The organism is bacterium (assembly GCA_013360195.1).
Lineage (GTDB): Bacteria > Electryoneota > RPQS01 > RPQS01 > RPQS01 > JABWCQ01.
Genome location: JABWCQ010000012.1, coordinates 75,779 through 91,381, shown reverse-complemented (window position 1 = coordinate 91,381; position 15,603 = coordinate 75,779). Strand labels below are relative to the sequence as shown.

The following is a 15,603-nucleotide window of genomic DNA, read 5'->3' as shown; positions in this document are numbered from 1 at the left end:
GCCATACCGGAGTCTGTTGAGCTGCTGCAGAACTATCCGAATCCGTTCAATGCCTCTACGGTGATTCGCTACGAGATTCCTGACGCTGCCAATGTAACGCTTACCGTTTACAATACGAACGGTCAGGCAGTCGCGACATTGCAGAGCGGTCTGCAAGAAGCAGGGAGACACGAGATACAGTGGAACGCTGCTGACGTGGCCTCCGGTATTTACGTTTACGTGCTGAAATACAATGAAAAGACCTTGGCGCGCAAGATGATACTGATTCATTGACAGGCCGAAAGCCTACTTGACCAAAACAAGAAAGCCCCCGACCTGCGGGGGCTTTTCTCTTCCCAATCTCCCTGTCATTCGATCAAAGCTCGAACATAGTATAAATGTTCTTCACCCAAGCCGGTGCTGTCAACATACTCGAGAGTGTTCACGGTGTCAATCGGCGCGAAAGGTGAAAACGCGGGCAACTCTTCGGCACGATAGACAACATACGTTGGCGGGTCGGCGAGCGGGAAGCCGAACTCGTTTTCAGTTACGGCCTTCCAACGCAGGTGTGCCGCTGTCCCCGTCCAGAAAATGGTCAGGCTGTCGGGTGCCAGCGGCACCGCGTCGCAAACCAGAATTGCAGGCGGTGAGAACGTTCCAGGAATGAAATTGCCGTTCGGACGCCGCATGCTGAAACTGCCAGTCATCGGAACCACTCCGCACTCCCGCATCACCAGACTGAATTGAAATAGCGCGCCAGGTCCTGCCCAATAAGTTGTACCAAAAACTGTGGCGCCGACTTCCAGCCAAGCGGGAGCGGCGACAATGTGGTCGGCATACCTGAAGTCCAGCCCGGGCAGCCCGGCGATCAGGGCGCCCGGAGTCGGTGCGCCGACGAGATCAACGATATTCGTGTCATAGACCATGTAGACTGTAAAACCACGTACCGTATCGGATGCGGTAATGTGGGCGGTGAAGGTCACCGTGTCCCCGAGGTCCGCGTACGCAGTGTCGGGAACGAAATACATGGTCGTAGCGCCCGCCCAATCATAGCTCGCAGAAATCACAGCGCTCAACATAATCATCAGGGCAAAGCTTTTCATGCATGTCCTTTGTTAAAAATATCCCCCGCCGCCACGAGCCGTGGCGGCGGGGGTCTCACTATCGCGAAAGAGGCGGTTCTGTATTAACGGATCAGAACCATCTTCTTCAGGTCAGAGAACCCATTCACATTGATGGAATAGAGGTACAGACCGGAGGCGAGGTTGGAGGCGTCAAACGACACTGTGTGACGACCAGCCTCGAGTTCACGATCGGCGATCGTTGCGACGACTTGACCCAAGGTGTTGAAAACCATAATCTTCACGTGTCCCGCATCCTTCAGATCGAACTGGATGTTCGTCGTCGGGTTGAACGGGTTCGGATAGTTCTGGTACAACGCATAGCTTGTGGGCAGAGTCGACACACCGGACAACGGAATCGTTTCACCCTCAATTTCGATAATTTCCCCGGTATTGTCAAACAATTGGACCGAGGTTAACTCGATTTCGCAGGTGCCTGTGATTTCGGACTTCACGCGGAAGGTGACGGTTCCAAGGGTCGAATTACCCTCCAAAGTCGTCCATCCACCGCAAGAAGCGGCAACAAAACCAATCTGGTTGTTACCTTCGATGGCAGCAGCCTTTGCAAACAGCGTTCCCTCTTCAGAGGCCACGGCGCTGGCGGAATTGGTGCTGACCACCTCCAAAGCATCACAATAGGTCAGAATAGCTTCCGCTGCCTTGACGACGTCGGATTCGTTGTTGGCAAGAGACACCACAACAGTGAATTCACTGCCAACTTCGAGGGACGGGTCTTCAGTAATGGAGAGGTCGACGACCGGCATGGCGTCCAAACGATTAAACGGACGATAGACTGTCGGGTCAGGTTCAACCACGAACTCGGTGGCAAACGTGCCCACCGGGGAGACCATATTGAAGTTGAAGCTGAACGGTACGAGGTCCTGGAAGCTCACGAAACCAAGAGTATCCGGATTCGGAATGCTCTTGCCGACATTGCCGTTTTCGGCAGGCAGGACAACCGGTCCGATATTGCGATAGTCACCAACGACGTTGCTGAAATAGACCGCCGACAACAGAGTCAAGTCGTCCGTGTCCACGCGGCCACGGGAGTTGTTTGAACCATTGTCATCCGCCGGAGAAAAGTCGCCCAGCCAGTAGTTTGTCGAGCGGTCCACGTTTGTGCCTTGGACAGGAGCATATCCTGTGGACCAGTTGCCGCCCGCATCGCGCACAAACGTCACGTAGCGATAGATATCGCGCCATGTCGTTGCATCGGGACCTTCAGTATTTCCATTCGGCAGAGTTTCGCCTGCTTCCCAGCCACCTTGCGCATCCAGCCAGTAGGTCGTATGCTGTGCATAGTCACCACGGTTGTTCGCATCAGTTTCGGTTGCAGAGGAGACTTGACCGGAGCCAATGATCTGCGTTTCCACCAGTGTCCAGCCAGCAAGAGCGGCAGGCGAGGTGTCATAGGAATCTCTCAGCGGCGGATTATATGCAGGATAGCCGCCGGAAATCGGGCTGCGGTAGATTCTCATCTCAACCGCCTGTGACACATCCGGAGACCAAGCCCAATTCAGCCAGACGCCGCCGTCAGCCGGACGGGCATCGAAGGTCGAAACGGTATTGCCCGGAGTGGTGAAGTCAAGACAGATGTCCCATGTTTGGGCAAGGCTTACATTGCCTGCGCAATCGCCTGCAGTTACGCTGAAGGTATAGGGCTCACCGTTCGCAGTTGCAGGAACATTGCCCTGTCCATTCGTAATCATCCACGACCACAGGGCGGCATTGTTAGCCAGACCCGGGAAGTCGGCAAGGTCACCGCTAAGCGGGAAAGTGAACGGCGTTCCGCCGGGGTTCGTGATGCTGGTGATGGTTAACGTACCGCTGGTTGCCCGGCAATTCAGCGCGGACAACGCGGATACGTCGATGTCAAGACCGAGCAGTGCGGCAGCACCAGTAGATGCGTTGTAGCACCCAGTGATTCCGTCCGTCACATTAAGGGTCGGCGGAGTTGCGTCCCAGCCAACATTCAACAGGTCGAAGACGGCGGTATTGCACTCTGCGTCCGTCACGTGCAGATTCAGCGTGTTGCAGCCGTCCAGGTCGTCAAGCAGATCGTAGAACGATGCCTCAGTACCGGGAGCGGGGAAGGTGAAGTCGTATGGATCCGTGCCGACCAACGTAATCAAATACGTCGGCGACGCATTGCCGTTGGCAGTCAGCCAAACGGTCTGCAGAGCCGCACCGCCACCAGCAGTCAAGTCGGTCACGGAGAATACGTCGGCAGGCATGTAACCTGAGCCATACGCGCACGTACCGTTATTAACGAATGTCGTTGGAGCGGCCGGATCAGTGCAGTCCACGGTAATGTCAATCGAGCCGAGCAGCAGTTCATTGACATGATTGCCGCCGAGGCCGTCAATCCAGAGCGAGCTGTTGCCGTAGACGGTGTGAACGCCCGTGCCCGCGCCGGTGTTAGTCAGTGTGAAGCATGCAACGTACTTGGTGTTGTCACCGGTGCTGCCCGGATCCTGGAAGCCCATGTCAACGGTCACGACTTGTCCGGAAACGGTAGCGTATGCGTTGAGCAAGTTGGGATCAACATTCGAACCAGGTGTTACGATTCCACCGACGGTCGAGAATCCCGCCGGCAAAGTGAACACCAGCTGCAGGTTCGGCAGTCCGGCTGCATCCAGCGTGATGTAAAGAAGCGTCGTGTTGCAAGGGGCGTCGCATCCGATAAGCGGGTCGCTGACGATGAAGTTCACGTCGCTGCAACCGTTCGGGTTCGGGTTTGCGTCCACGTTGCCGCCGCCGCCAGCGACGTTATATTGTGTCGGGAATCCGCCGTTGGAGGTGAAGTCTGAATAGCAGTTGCTGTCCCAGGTGTGGCCGGAGACTTCATCGTAAGTGTTGTTGGTATTGATGAGAGTATTGTCAGTAATCAAGGCGTTGGTGATCGTTCCACCGATTACGTCAATGCTGATACCGTATTGCCAGCCGGTAATCGTGCTTCCATCCACAGTGACATCAAGATCATCGTTGTAGGTATAGGCATCTACACCGTAGCCAGTATAGGAACTTGTTCCCGTGATGGTTGCGTTGTAAATCTCAATCGAGTCATCACCCGGATCGTCCAACGAGGAACGCCGATCTTCACTGACCGGACCATCGCCAAAAAGTTGGACAGTCGGCCGCAATACCGAGAGGCCGGCAGTAACGTTTCCTGCAGCCACACCTGCTGTGTAGCGTGGAGACGAAGGGGCTCCTGGGCCAGTGACTGTACCGCCATTTACTGCAGCGGAGCCGTCCGTCGCATCGATGCCTATCTGGTTGTCCGTGGCAGTGCAGTTGTTAAGAGTCACGCCGTCCGATTGATAGAGCAAGAATCCGGCTGCAGACCAACTCGGCCCGTCATACGCGTTCCCGGTGACGCTGCAGTTTGTCAAGGTTCCCGTCGCGCCCCAAAGTTGGATACCGTTCTGTGCAGTTACCGGAGTCCATCCGGCGCCCGAAGTTGTGACATTCGAGGCCGTGACAGTGAGATTATTGTTCCCATTCAGGGCAAATGCGTTCTTTTGATAGTCGTCAACTGTTACGTTGGTCAAGTTGATTGTAAACGGACCTGCCGTGTTGTTAAAGGCATACACGCCAACGCCATGCTGGCTTCCACTAAACGGCGTGTCGCGAACGCCGGTGACGCGGACATCGGTCAACGAACCACTGCTGTTCCAGTAACCAATGCCTTGGAAGCGATAGTTGACATTTCCCTTGCCGTCGCCATCGACTGTCAAAGCGGATACGTGTGCCGTGGAGTTGTCCAAGAACAGGACAGGATAGTTGTTCGCGGTGGTCGTGAAGAAATCCGTCATCGCGGTCGCCGGAGCCTTGATGAAGGTATTGGCAACACCGGAGCCGATGATATACAGATTTGCAAAGTTCGCAGCATGAACCTGTCCGACATAGGTACCCGGCATCAAGTTGATGGTGCTGCCGGAGACGAGGTTGACTGCTTCCTGGACGATGTTTGAACCGCCGCATGACGGGCTATTGTCGTCTACCCAGAGTGATGAGAAGTTGCCGCTATAGCCTGGATTCGTGCTTGTACCAACAAGACCCATCCATGGTGAGTAGTCTACCGTACCGAAGGATTGTGTTGCAAAATTTGGTGCTGCACTTCCCCACCAATTTGCCCCTGCATTGCAGCAGGCCGTTGTCATATTGATTACGTCACCATAAGCGCTACCGTCCATCGGTCCGTACGTTTTTACGTTGCCGTAAACAGCGCAATCATAAACGTACCCGGCAGGCAAACTATTAGTCTGTCCCGGTTCGCCAAATCGAATGCCTCGCTCATTGCCTGTAACGAGGCAATTTGTAACTTGGACGTTTGTCAGTGATGCAGGGTGGAGTTGATATGCACCACCGCCGCCACCGTCTACTCCGCTGCCACGGGCCTTTATCATCAAAGCAGCACCTTCACGGAATCCCAAACCGTTTCCAGTAAATGTGCAGTTCGTAAAGAAGATGTCCTGATAGGTTTCCTGGCCCTTCAGATTGATGTCTGCGCCGGCATTCCAAGGATCATTCCAGAAGGGATCTGAACCGTTACCGTCGAAGATACACCCGTCAAATGTTGCGTTCGTCAACTTCTCGCAGTAGATGCCTTTGTAGTAATTATCTATGAAGTCGGTGTTCGTTACAGATAAGTTTGAAACATTGCTTCCCCCCGGACCCCAATCGCCGTGCTTTGCGAAATAGAAACCGTAATCCAAATTCCTGAATTCGCAGTCGACGATCACCACATTTGAAAGGCTCGCGTCGGTAGCAGTTCGCAAGCCGACCAAGTTCTCAATTGTCGGAGGACCGCCAACGATCTTCACATTTTCAAACTTGAGATAAGATAGGTTCAGAAGGTTTTGCGTCTCGAAAGCATAGCGGCTTAATGGCTCGACACGCAAGTCCTTAAACAGCAGAGGATCAGCACTGGAAGCGCCTGATGCCTCCAAGAAGATGACATTGTTTGTCCCGGATTGCTCGATAATGGTGTTCGTGAGGTCGCTTGCACCACTACCGGCTCCTATTATGTCAACGTGCTTATTGACGTGCAACACCTCAGTGTAACGGCCAACCGCGACGTCAATAACCGAACCTGCTGTTGCGGCGTCAATCGCGGCTTGAATGTTCATGGGATCCTGTACGTAATAATGCGAATTCGTCCGATTAAGAACCCAGCCTGTCGGGCCGCCTGCAACAGCAGCGGCAACGGCCGATGCTTGCAATGGATAGTAGGCCGTTACCCACCAGACAGCGTTGCTGCTCGCTAAATACTGCAAAGAAAGTGGAACTGACAGATTGTTGATTGGCGGGCGTACCCCAAGATAGAGATCACGCTCAGTGTAGATCGGCACTGATTCGGCGAAACTCAAGGTACCCGTGTAAGTAATATTACTGGAACCGCCCGTGAAATACTGGCCGCGAGTATAGACTGCCGAACCGGCCCACGCATTGCCCGAAGTGGTCAGGCCGTTTATTGTCACATTGTCACAGTCCGTCGTTGCGAACCCGACACCGTAGATGGTGCCTGTGCAGGTCACGTTTTGAATGTCGCCAAATGAGACACCGTTTAGAGTAATAGCTGTTCTCTGGCAGCTGAATACTGTGACATTCTTGATCGTAATGCTCTGATTCTCGCCCGACGACATAATACCGAATCCATTTGCACCAGTCGGCCCATCCAGGGAGAAACCTTCCAGCACAATCGAGTAGTCGCCGTCAGCATGGATGCCAACGTATGTGGAAGCATTCGCGTCGATCAGTGTTACACCCTGTCCTGCACCACGAAGTGTCAAATCTTTCTGAATGACCGGGGCTTCCACATACGTGCCCGCTGCGACGTCGACAGTGTCTCCTGATGCCGCAGCAGTGATTGCGGCTTGAATCGTCGCATATGTTCCTGGCACGTCCAGAATTGCCGCCCAGCTGTTGCCGGCCAGTGCACATACTGCCAGCAGAATAAATAGTTTCTTCCCAATCTTACTCATGGTAACTCCATGGTTTGTTTATCATTGGTTTTACGGAAATAGAATGTTTAGTTCTGACATTTCAAAGCGCGTATCCTATATGTTCCAAGGTTGACCACGCCGGTATCGCCGGGGTCGAACTCATAAATGATGAAGTCGTGATAGAAAAAGGTATCAAGGGTAAAGCCGATGGAATCGTACACACCCTGATTGTTAATGACATCTTCAAACTCAACCAGATAGCCGGGGTTCACGACCGGGTCATTATCCTCATCGAGAGTTACAGGGCTCCAATGGAGACACACGGAGTCATCCATCATGGGAACAATAACCAGCGAATCCGGCGGCAAGGGTGGCGTGCCTTCCAGCGAAACAGAAGAGCTGTCACCCGTTATCACCATGGGTTCGGGAGCTTCTCCGGTACCGCTGAACCCCTGACCGTCCAGAAATCCGACCAAAGTGGTCTGATCTCCGACCACGTCGATCGGCACGAAATGCAAGGTGGCCACCAACGTTGTTCCGGTGAAATTCGGGTGGAAAAAGCCGTCAATAGCAATGGTATCGCCGCCGACATAGTGCGGCAATACGTGCATGCTGGCAAGTCCTCCGGGAGTGACTCCGGTAAGCGCGAAGTTGTCGCTGTCATGTATGAATCTAAGGTCGAATACGCGCGCGTTAGTGGCCGTCATCTGGATGTTTACATCAAACCCTTCGCACGTGAAGGCAGAAATGTTTCCGGGTGACAGATTAATGAAGGCAGCGGTATCATCCAGCGGATTTCGCTGTGCAAAAATATTCGCACCCCAAAAAAGCAAAACTGCGCAAACCCAAGTGAATTTGCGCAGTTTGAAGAAATATTTCCCGAATTTCGACCGGTTCCAATCAACCACAATAGTACCCCTAATCGAAGCAGTTTTCTTTGGTAATTTCGACGATGCTAAGACATGCACCTCTTATTTCAGCATATTTATATACGACAACATAGTCGCTTACAACAAGCTACAAGTTTACTCATATGGAGTCAAGCGTATTTCCCTTTGTGACAAAACTCGCGGACACGTTGAAGAAAACTTTAATCTGTTTTGAGATCAGTAGTTACAAAGTTATCCACAGGTCAGCTATATTGAAGTTCATCGTTTTGACCTCTCCGTTTTCAAAATGCAGAGGTTTTGCAGACGGATCAGTGCTATTGCGCAGACATGATTTTGACACAAGTTAGAATTGTGTTGCATTCCTGCGTGTTTCCCGTCCTGCAGCAAGAATTAGATAAACTATTCGGAAACTCTGAGTTCAACCTCAACAGAGCGCAAACGTATTCAGGACAATCGTATCCCAAATACGGGGTGACATCCAGAAGTCTGTTCTTTATATCTTGATAATAATGATATTGCGAAATACGGACTGCTTTCTTCACGCACAATTTTTCAAATTATGGGGATTCGCATATTCGCAGATTCGTATTGAAAGGTGACGAACCATTCATTATCTTGTCTTGACCTACCTTAACTTCATCTTGCGCTTCATAACTCGCCCACTTGAAGGATATTCATGTCCGAACCTAAACCTCAAACTCCCGTCCTCGAAGTATCACAGAGTGAGCTGACCGTCCGAGCAGTTGCTTCCGGACTATTGGTCGGCTCTCTTATTGGCGCGTCAAATGTTTGCATTGGTCTTAAAATCGGTTGGACGTTCGGCGCTTCGATTACTGCCGCAGTAATCTCATTTGCACTTTTCAAGGCAATCGGTAATCTTCTTCGCAGGCCGTACGATGCGAAAGAAAATCTCATCACGGCTACAGCGGGCAGCGCGGCCGGGACGATGGCATCTGCCGGCGGCTTTGTGGCGTGCATTCCCGCACTCGAATTGTATCTTAGGGAAACTCAGGGTGCCGGGCACGACTTGAGCTACTGGCAACTTGTGATCTGGGCAATCTCGATCGCCTTTCTTGGAGTATTCTTCGCAGTGCCGCTTCGCAAGCAAATGATAGTACGCGAGAAGCTTCGCTATCCGACCGGGCTGGCGGCGGCAGAGACCATCAAGGCGATGTACTCGTCCGGTGTCGAAGCAATGAAGAAAGCCAAGCTGCTATTCTATGCCGCGATATTCGCCGCAGTGGCAAAACTCCTGTTCAGCATCAAACCGCTCGGGCTTGGACATTTCAGTGACTTCTCGCTTGACGACATCGACTTGGCGAGCGTCGGCATCATGGGCATCTCACTTGCCTCTCTTAGAATGGGAATCAGTTTGTCGCCGATGATGCTCGGTGCGGGCATCCTTGTCGGCTCCAAGGTTGGCTGGTCGCTTTTTTGGGGCGCGATACTCGCTTGGGGAGTGGGAGCGCCGATTCTGGTCGATCAAGGAATTGTCGTTCCTGCCAATCCCAATAACGTCTACCTGGCCGCATTCCGGTGGTTGCTGTGGCCGGGTGTCGCATTGATGGTGGCTGCGGGGTTTGCAAGTCTTGCGCTTCAATACAAGACAATTGCCAATACATTCGGATCGTTCAAGAAGCTCGTTCAGGGCAGAAAAGTTGAGGCTCAGCCCGGCGATGAGGACGATGCTCCGGATCCGTTTCCGATTAAATGGTGGGCCGTAGGCATGGTGTTCGCAACAACGCTGACCACAGTGCTCGCTCAGACGTATTTCGATATTCCGGCTTGGATGGGTATCCTGGCGGTAGTGCTTTCTTTTCTAATCGCCAGTATATCAGTCCGAGCGACCGGCGAGACAGACATAAATCCTGTTGGGGCCATGGGCAAGATTACGCAGGTTGTGTATGGAGCTTTGGATCCCGGCAAAATCCCCACGAACCTGATGGCTGCAGGTATCACGGCCGCAGGCGCAAGCCAATCCGGTGATTTGATGCACGATCTGAAGGCGGGGTACATTCTCAAGGTGTCCATTCGCCGACAGGTTATTGCACAAATTATCGGTGTGGTTGTCGGTGTCTTTACGGCCGCAGCAGTGTACCGTTTATTGACAGCGGCTTATGTCATACCGGGTGATGATTTCACCGGACCGGCAGTCATGGCATGGCACGCTATGGCTCAGTTGCTTGCCGACGGCATAAAGTCTCTGCCTCCGCACGCGATGACTGCAGCATTGATAGGAGCGATTATCGGTTTCGCCATGCCGTTCGTAGCGCGAATCAAGGGGGTAGGAAAATGGCTGCCATCCCCCATTGCGCTCGGAATTGCATTTATGGTAACGCCTTACTCATCGCTGTCGATGTGGCTTGGGGCCGTCGTTACGTCTTACTACACAAAGAGGAATCCCGAGGCTGTCGATCGTTACGGCGCGTCGCTCGCATCAGGATTGATTGCGGGAGAAGGATTGATGATGGTCGTGGTCGCCGTGTTGCTCATACTTGGAGTCAGTTGGATTAGCTAAATACGATTTCGAATTCGCATGTCACGATTAAACGAGTGACAAGGCAAGAAGAACCTGACAATTCTTGATTTCCTATTCAAAAGAGAAGGACTGCTTTAGTGGTCCTTCTCTTTTTTCCTGTGTGAGGGTAGGACCGAGCATGTTTACCAAATTGGTATCATTCTATACCCATATTAATTAAGAGGTAGTGGCTACGTGAGAAAGTCACAGCGCGGCGGTAAACTCTTGCTCTTTGTGAATTTTTTCACATAATTACGCTGTCAGACAGACAATAGTTTCATTACACAGGCAGGCGCAAGCAGGTCGACACGTAAGCGCCAACGTAACTACATGCAAGCACAAGCAAAATTCCCGGAGCCGCCGTCGAACGACAAGCGGTGGCTATTGGTTCAGCAGGTGATGCGCAAGCATGGCCGCAGTGAACACGCTTTAATCGAGACTCTGCATGCCGTGCAGCACTCATTTGGCTATCTGGATAGAGAGTCATTGTCGTATGTGGCAAGGTCATTGAATGTACCCTTGAGCAAGGCTTACGGGGTGGCGACATTTTACCAGTTCTTCACACTAAAGCCGCCTGGCAAACACACCTGCGTGGTCTGCACGGGAACGGCGTGCTACATAAACGGTGTCCCCGAACTGCTGGCCGCGCTTCGTGAGAGATACGGAATTACGATTGACGAGACAACCCCGGACGGAGAACTAACACTCACAGCAGCTTGCTGCGTTGGCACTTGCGGTCTGGCGCCGATTGCAGCGATAGACGGCAAGGATGCAGGACGGATTACCAAGCAGGAGCTGCTTAACAAGCTGGATGAGGTGCTTCATGGTCACGATTGAAGACTTATCGGAGATTCGTGAACGAGTGCAGCGACAACAAGGCATGTGCAAACACAGAATCCACGTGTGCGTCGCGGCAGGATGTCTTGCCGCCGGCAGCCAAGAAGTACTGCGCGCCCTAAGGGAAGAAATTGACAAACGAGGGCTGGGCGACAGGTGCGTTGTGAAGGGTGTTGGCTGCTTGGGTCCTTGTTCAGGCAGTCCAGTAGTAGCCATAGAGCCGGAGGGAACTGTGTATGCGCCGGTTCAAGTGACCGACGTACCGGAGATACTTGATCATTTGGGTGGGCAGCCCGTAGAGCGGCTGCATATGCGTTCAGACCATCCATTTTTCAAACGACAACTGAAGATCGTGCTTGAGAACTCGGGCAAGATAGATCCGGAGGAGATAGACGACTACATTGCCGCAAAGGGTTATCACTCGCTGTACAAAGTGCTTGCGACGATGAATCCGGCCGAAGTCATCACGGAAGTAATCAAGAGCGGACTTCGGGGGCGCGGAGGTGCAGGGTATCCGACCGGGTTGAAGTGGACCACCGTTGCGAAGACCGGTCAACAGCAGAAGTATATCGTCTGCAATGCGGACGAAGGCGACCCGGGCGCGTTTATGGACCGCAGCGTTTTGGAGAGCGATCCTCACCGGGTACTTGAAGGGATGGCGATCGCGGGCTTCGCAGTTGGCGCAAATCATGGATACATATATATTCGCGCGGAGTATCCGCTTGCCTATGATAGACTGCGCAAGGCGATTCGGCAGGCAGAGGAAACCACGTTTCTTGGCCAGAACATCATGGGCACAACATTTAACTTCCACATTGAGCTTCGTCTTGGTGCGGGAGCTTATGTATGCGGGGAGGAGACCGCGCTAATCGCTTCAATAGAGGGTGGGCGAGGAACTCCACGGCCACGACCGCCTTACCCAGCCGAGCGCGGGCTGTTCGGCAAGTCGACACTGATTAACAACGTGGAGACATTTGCGAACATCCCAGCTATCATCAGAAACGGCGGCGCTTGGTTCGCATCAATCGGAACGGAACGCAGCAAGGGAACGAAGGTGTTCGCGCTCGCAGGAAACGTGAAGAACATCGGATTGATCGAGGTGCCCATGGGCATATCCTTGCGGGAGATCATTGAAGACATTGGCGGAGGAGTCGAAGGAGGTTATGAACTGAAGGCAGTCCAAACGGGCGGACCAACGGGTGGCTGTATACCGAAACACAAGCTCGATATTCCCGTGGACTATGAATCATTGGCGGAAATCGGCTCAATAATGGGTTCGGGCGGAATGATTGTCATCGACGAACGCGCGAGTATTGTTGATATCGCGCGCTACTTCATGGAGTTTTCGGTATCGGAGTCGTGCGGGAAATGTGTACCTTGCCGGGTCGGAACGACCCAAATGCACAACCTACTTTCGAAAATTAAAGACGGGAAGGCAACAACAAAAGATCTTGCGACACTTGAGGAATTGTGTGAAGTGGTAAAGGCCATGAGTCTCTGCGGCTTGGGGCAATCTGCGCCAAATCCGGTACTAAGCACGTTACGGTTCTTCCGTGATGAGTATGAGGCGCAACTCGTGGAAGAAGGGACGACAGAGCACTCGAGTGAAGGAGACGAGAAATGAACCCGGTACAGCCCGTACAAATTATTACACTCACCATTGACGGTAAGCCGGTGGGAGCCAGCAGCGATGAGACCATTCTTGATGTGGCACGTCAGAACGGCATATTCATACCGACCTTGTGCTTTCTCGACGGACTCATTTCCTACGGCGCATGCAGACTCTGCCTTGTGGAAGTTAAGGGAAGCACACGGCTGCTGCCGTCCTGCATGACAAAAGTTCAGGAGGGGATGGAAGTCGTTACGGACAGTGAGAAGCTCAAGAGCTTTCGAAAGTGGGTACTCGAGCTGCTGTTTACCGAACGCAACCATGTATGCTCGGTTTGCATTGCGAATGGATTCTGCGAATTACAGAGTTTGGCGGAAGCACTCGGACTTGACCACGTGCGGCTCCCTTATCTTCATCCGTCTTTCACAGTTGACGCAACGCACGACCGATTCGTTTCGGACAACAATCGCTGTATACTTTGCAACCGCTGCGTGCGTGTTTGCAGCGACATAGAAGGTGCGCACACTCTGGATATCATGGGACGAGGGATTCACGCCCGAATCATCAGCGATCTCGACAATAACTGGGGGGATTCACCCACCTGCACCCGGTGCAGCAAATGTGTTCAGGTATGCCCAACCGGCGCAATCAAGGAGAAGGGCAGACGCAGTGTCGGTGAGAAGTTCAAACGGCGAGACGTTATAGCAGAAATCGCCAGAATGCGCGAGGTGAAGCATGAGGAAGCTTAAGCTCGCAACAGTGTGGCTGGACGGCTGCTCAGGATGTCATATGTCGTTGCTTGATACCGATGAGAGAATAGTGACGTTGCTGCAACATGTTGATATTGTCTACAGCCCGTTGGTTGATGCTAAGGTATTTCCAGATGACGTGGACATTGCTCTGATCGAAGGTGCGGTAAGCACCGACGAGGATGTTGTCAAGCTGAAGAAAGTACGCTCAAGGACGAAGATTCTCATCGCGCTTGGAGATTGCGCAGTGACGGGAAACGTACCGGCAATGCGAAACACCTGCGGTGCGGGGCCATGTTTGAACCGTGCCTACAAGGAACTTGCAGAACTGCATCCACAAATTCCCTCTGAGTCGCTTCCCAGATTGCTTGACAAAGTAATACCGATCCATGAAACCGTCGCAGTTGATTTACACATACCCGGATGTCCACCTCCTGCCGACGCGATATTTCACGCGTTATATGAACTAGTGTTGAGGAAGCAACCGGACGTAAAACACCTGACGCGTTTCGGGAGATAGGATACTACCGTGACAAGAACAATTACAATAGACCCGATTACGCGCATTGAAGGTCATGCCAGAATCAGTCTGCAGTTAAATGAAAGCGGCATGGTCGAGCACGCGTATTTTCATACGACCCAGTACCGCGGTTTTGAAAAATTCTGTGAAGGCAGGCCGTACTACGAAATGCCCGCTCTCATGGCCCGGTCCTGCGGAATCTGTCCAGTTGCCCACCTGATCGCCGGTGCAAAGGCTTGTGACGAAATTCTCGCTGTAAAGATACCGTACACGGCAATGGTGCTCCGACGACTCATGAACTATGCGCAGATTATTCAGTCGCATGCACTATGCTTCTTCTATCTTTCATCGCCGGATTTCATATTCGGTTTTGACGGAGACCCTGCAACGCGTAATATAGCCGGACTTGCCGCGAAGAATCCGGAGCTCGCCCTGGACGGAATTCGTCTGCGGCAATTCGGTCAACAGATAATAGAACTGCTTGGCGGGAAGCGAATTCATCCCGCTTGGATCGTTGCAGGGGGCGTGAGCGAACCGCTCACCGCGGCACATCGCGAGCAGATACGATCGAAGCTGCCGGAGATCAAGGAGATTGCCCTGCGTACACTTGCCACGTTCAAGCCGATACTGAATTCGTTTCCGGCGGAGATCGAGACATTTGGAAACTTTCCTTCGCTGTTCATGGGGCTTGTTGATGACAAGGGCCAGCTTGAACACTACGACGGAAAGCTGCGAGTGGTAGATTCCATCGGAAATGTTATCACACACGGCTTGGCTTCGACCCAGTATGCAGAAATCATCGCCGAAGCAGTTGAACCTTGGACATTCATGAAATTCCCGTTCTACAAGCCGATGGGTTACCCTGCCGGGATGTATCGTGTAGGACCTGCGGCACGACTGAATGTGGTAACGCGCTGCGGGACGCCACTCGCCGATGCTGAACTTGATGAGTTTCGAGCGACTTGTGGTGCACCAGCTCTAAGTGCGTACCACAATCATTGGGCGAGGCTCATCGAAATACTTTTCTGTGTTGAGCGGCTTGAGCGCAAACTTGCCGAGGATCAGGTACTTGACAAGCATGTAAGGGCGGGAGCTGCACCGAACAGCCTGGAAGGTATCGGTGTTGCGGAAGCTCCGCGCGGAACGATTATTCATCACTACTTTGTTGATGATCAAGGTGTCATGAAAGGTGCAAACATGATTATCGCAACCGGGCACAATAATCTTGCGATGAACCGCAGCATTCTTCAAGTCGCACGGAGCTTTGTAGACGGGGAGCGCTTGAATGAAGGCATGCTGAACCGAGTGGAGGCCGTTATTCGTGCGTATGACCCTTGCCTTAGCTGCTCGACCCACGCAGCAGGAAAAATGCCAATTCGCATCGACCTTCTGACACACCGTCGCGAGCTGCTCTGCAGCCTGGTAAGGTAGA

The 15,603-nt window shown here is 52.7% G+C and carries 10 protein-coding genes; 7 read left to right on the top strand and 3 right to left on the bottom strand.

The window, feature by feature from the left end:
* On the top strand, positions 1-273 hold a 273-nt coding region (locus tag HUU59_09860), incomplete at its 5' end, for a T9SS type A sorting domain-containing protein (GenBank protein NUO19741.1).
* Positions 274-347: 74 nt separating this feature from the next.
* On the opposite strand, the gene HUU59_09855 is transcribed toward HUU59_09860, so the two are convergent.
* The 3 genes from HUU59_09855 to HUU59_09845 all read right to left on the bottom strand — a co-directional run bounded on the left by HUU59_09855 (position 348) and on the right by HUU59_09845 (position 7,881).
* Entirely contained in the window at positions 348-1,082 is a 735-nt protein-coding gene (locus HUU59_09855; protein NUO19740.1) for a hypothetical protein, read from the bottom strand.
* Between the two features lie 83 nt (positions 1,083-1,165).
* Positions 1,166-7,087, bottom strand: a complete 5,922-nt coding sequence (locus HUU59_09850) for a right-handed parallel beta-helix repeat-containing protein (GenBank protein ID NUO19739.1) — start codon at positions 7,085-7,087, stop codon at positions 1,166-1,168.
* 47 nt (positions 7,088-7,134) lie between these two features.
* Positions 7,135-7,881: a hypothetical protein gene (locus tag HUU59_09845; GenBank protein NUO19738.1), complete on the bottom strand. Its 747-nt coding sequence runs from the start codon at positions 7,879-7,881 to the stop codon at positions 7,135-7,137.
* Between the two features lie 733 nt (positions 7,882-8,614).
* Between HUU59_09845 and HUU59_09840 the strand changes: the two genes are divergently transcribed.
* The 6 genes from HUU59_09840 to HUU59_09815 all read left to right on the top strand — a co-directional run bounded on the left by HUU59_09840 (position 8,615) and on the right by HUU59_09815 (position 15,602).
* Positions 8,615-10,456, top strand: a complete 1,842-nt coding sequence (locus tag HUU59_09840) for an OPT/YSL family transporter (protein ID NUO19737.1) — start codon at positions 8,615-8,617, stop codon at positions 10,454-10,456.
* A 330-nt stretch (positions 10,457-10,786) separates the two neighbouring features.
* Positions 10,787-11,293 (top strand): NAD(P)H-dependent oxidoreductase subunit E, encoded by a 507-nt coding sequence (locus HUU59_09835; protein ID NUO19736.1) that lies wholly within the window; start codon positions 10,787-10,789, stop codon positions 11,291-11,293.
* Positions 11,280-12,917: an NADH-quinone oxidoreductase subunit NuoF gene (gene nuoF / locus HUU59_09830; protein ID NUO19735.1), complete on the top strand. Its 1,638-nt coding sequence runs from the start codon at positions 11,280-11,282 to the stop codon at positions 12,915-12,917. Before HUU59_09835 ends, nuoF begins: the two co-directional genes overlap by 14 nt.
* A complete protein-coding gene (gene hoxU / locus HUU59_09825) occupies positions 12,914-13,651 on the top strand; it encodes a bidirectional hydrogenase complex protein HoxU (protein ID NUO19734.1) in 738 nt (245 codons plus the stop codon). Before nuoF ends, hoxU begins: the two co-directional genes overlap by 4 nt.
* On the top strand, positions 13,638-14,171 hold the full coding sequence (locus HUU59_09820; protein ID NUO19733.1) for an NADP oxidoreductase: 534 nt from the start codon (positions 13,638-13,640) through the stop codon (positions 14,169-14,171). The genes hoxU and HUU59_09820 overlap by 14 nt, the downstream gene beginning before the upstream one ends.
* Positions 14,172-14,180: 9 nt before the next feature.
* Positions 14,181-15,602: a Ni/Fe hydrogenase subunit alpha gene (locus HUU59_09815; GenBank protein NUO19732.1), complete on the top strand. Its 1,422-nt coding sequence runs from the start codon at positions 14,181-14,183 to the stop codon at positions 15,600-15,602.
* Position 15,603 lies beyond the last annotated feature (1 nt).

Coding starts and splice junctions, on each gene's coding strand:
- HUU59_09850 (NUO19739.1), bottom strand. CDS start 7,087: ATGAGTAAGATTGGGAAGAAACTATTTATTCTGCTGGCAGTATGTGCA.
- HUU59_09855 (NUO19740.1), bottom strand. CDS start 1,082: ATGAAAAGCTTTGCCCTGATGATTATGTTGAGCGCTGTGATTTCTGCG.
- HUU59_09840 (NUO19737.1), top strand. CDS start 8,615: ATGTCCGAACCTAAACCTCAAACTCCCGTCCTCGAAGTATCACAGAGT.
- hoxU (NUO19734.1), top strand. CDS start 12,914: ATGAACCCGGTACAGCCCGTACAAATTATTACACTCACCATTGACGGT.
- HUU59_09835 (NUO19736.1), top strand. CDS start 10,787: ATGCAAGCACAAGCAAAATTCCCGGAGCCGCCGTCGAACGACAAGCGG.
- nuoF (NUO19735.1), top strand. CDS start 11,280: ATGGTCACGATTGAAGACTTATCGGAGATTCGTGAACGAGTGCAGCGA.
- HUU59_09820 (NUO19733.1), top strand. CDS start 13,638: ATGAGGAAGCTTAAGCTCGCAACAGTGTGGCTGGACGGCTGCTCAGGA.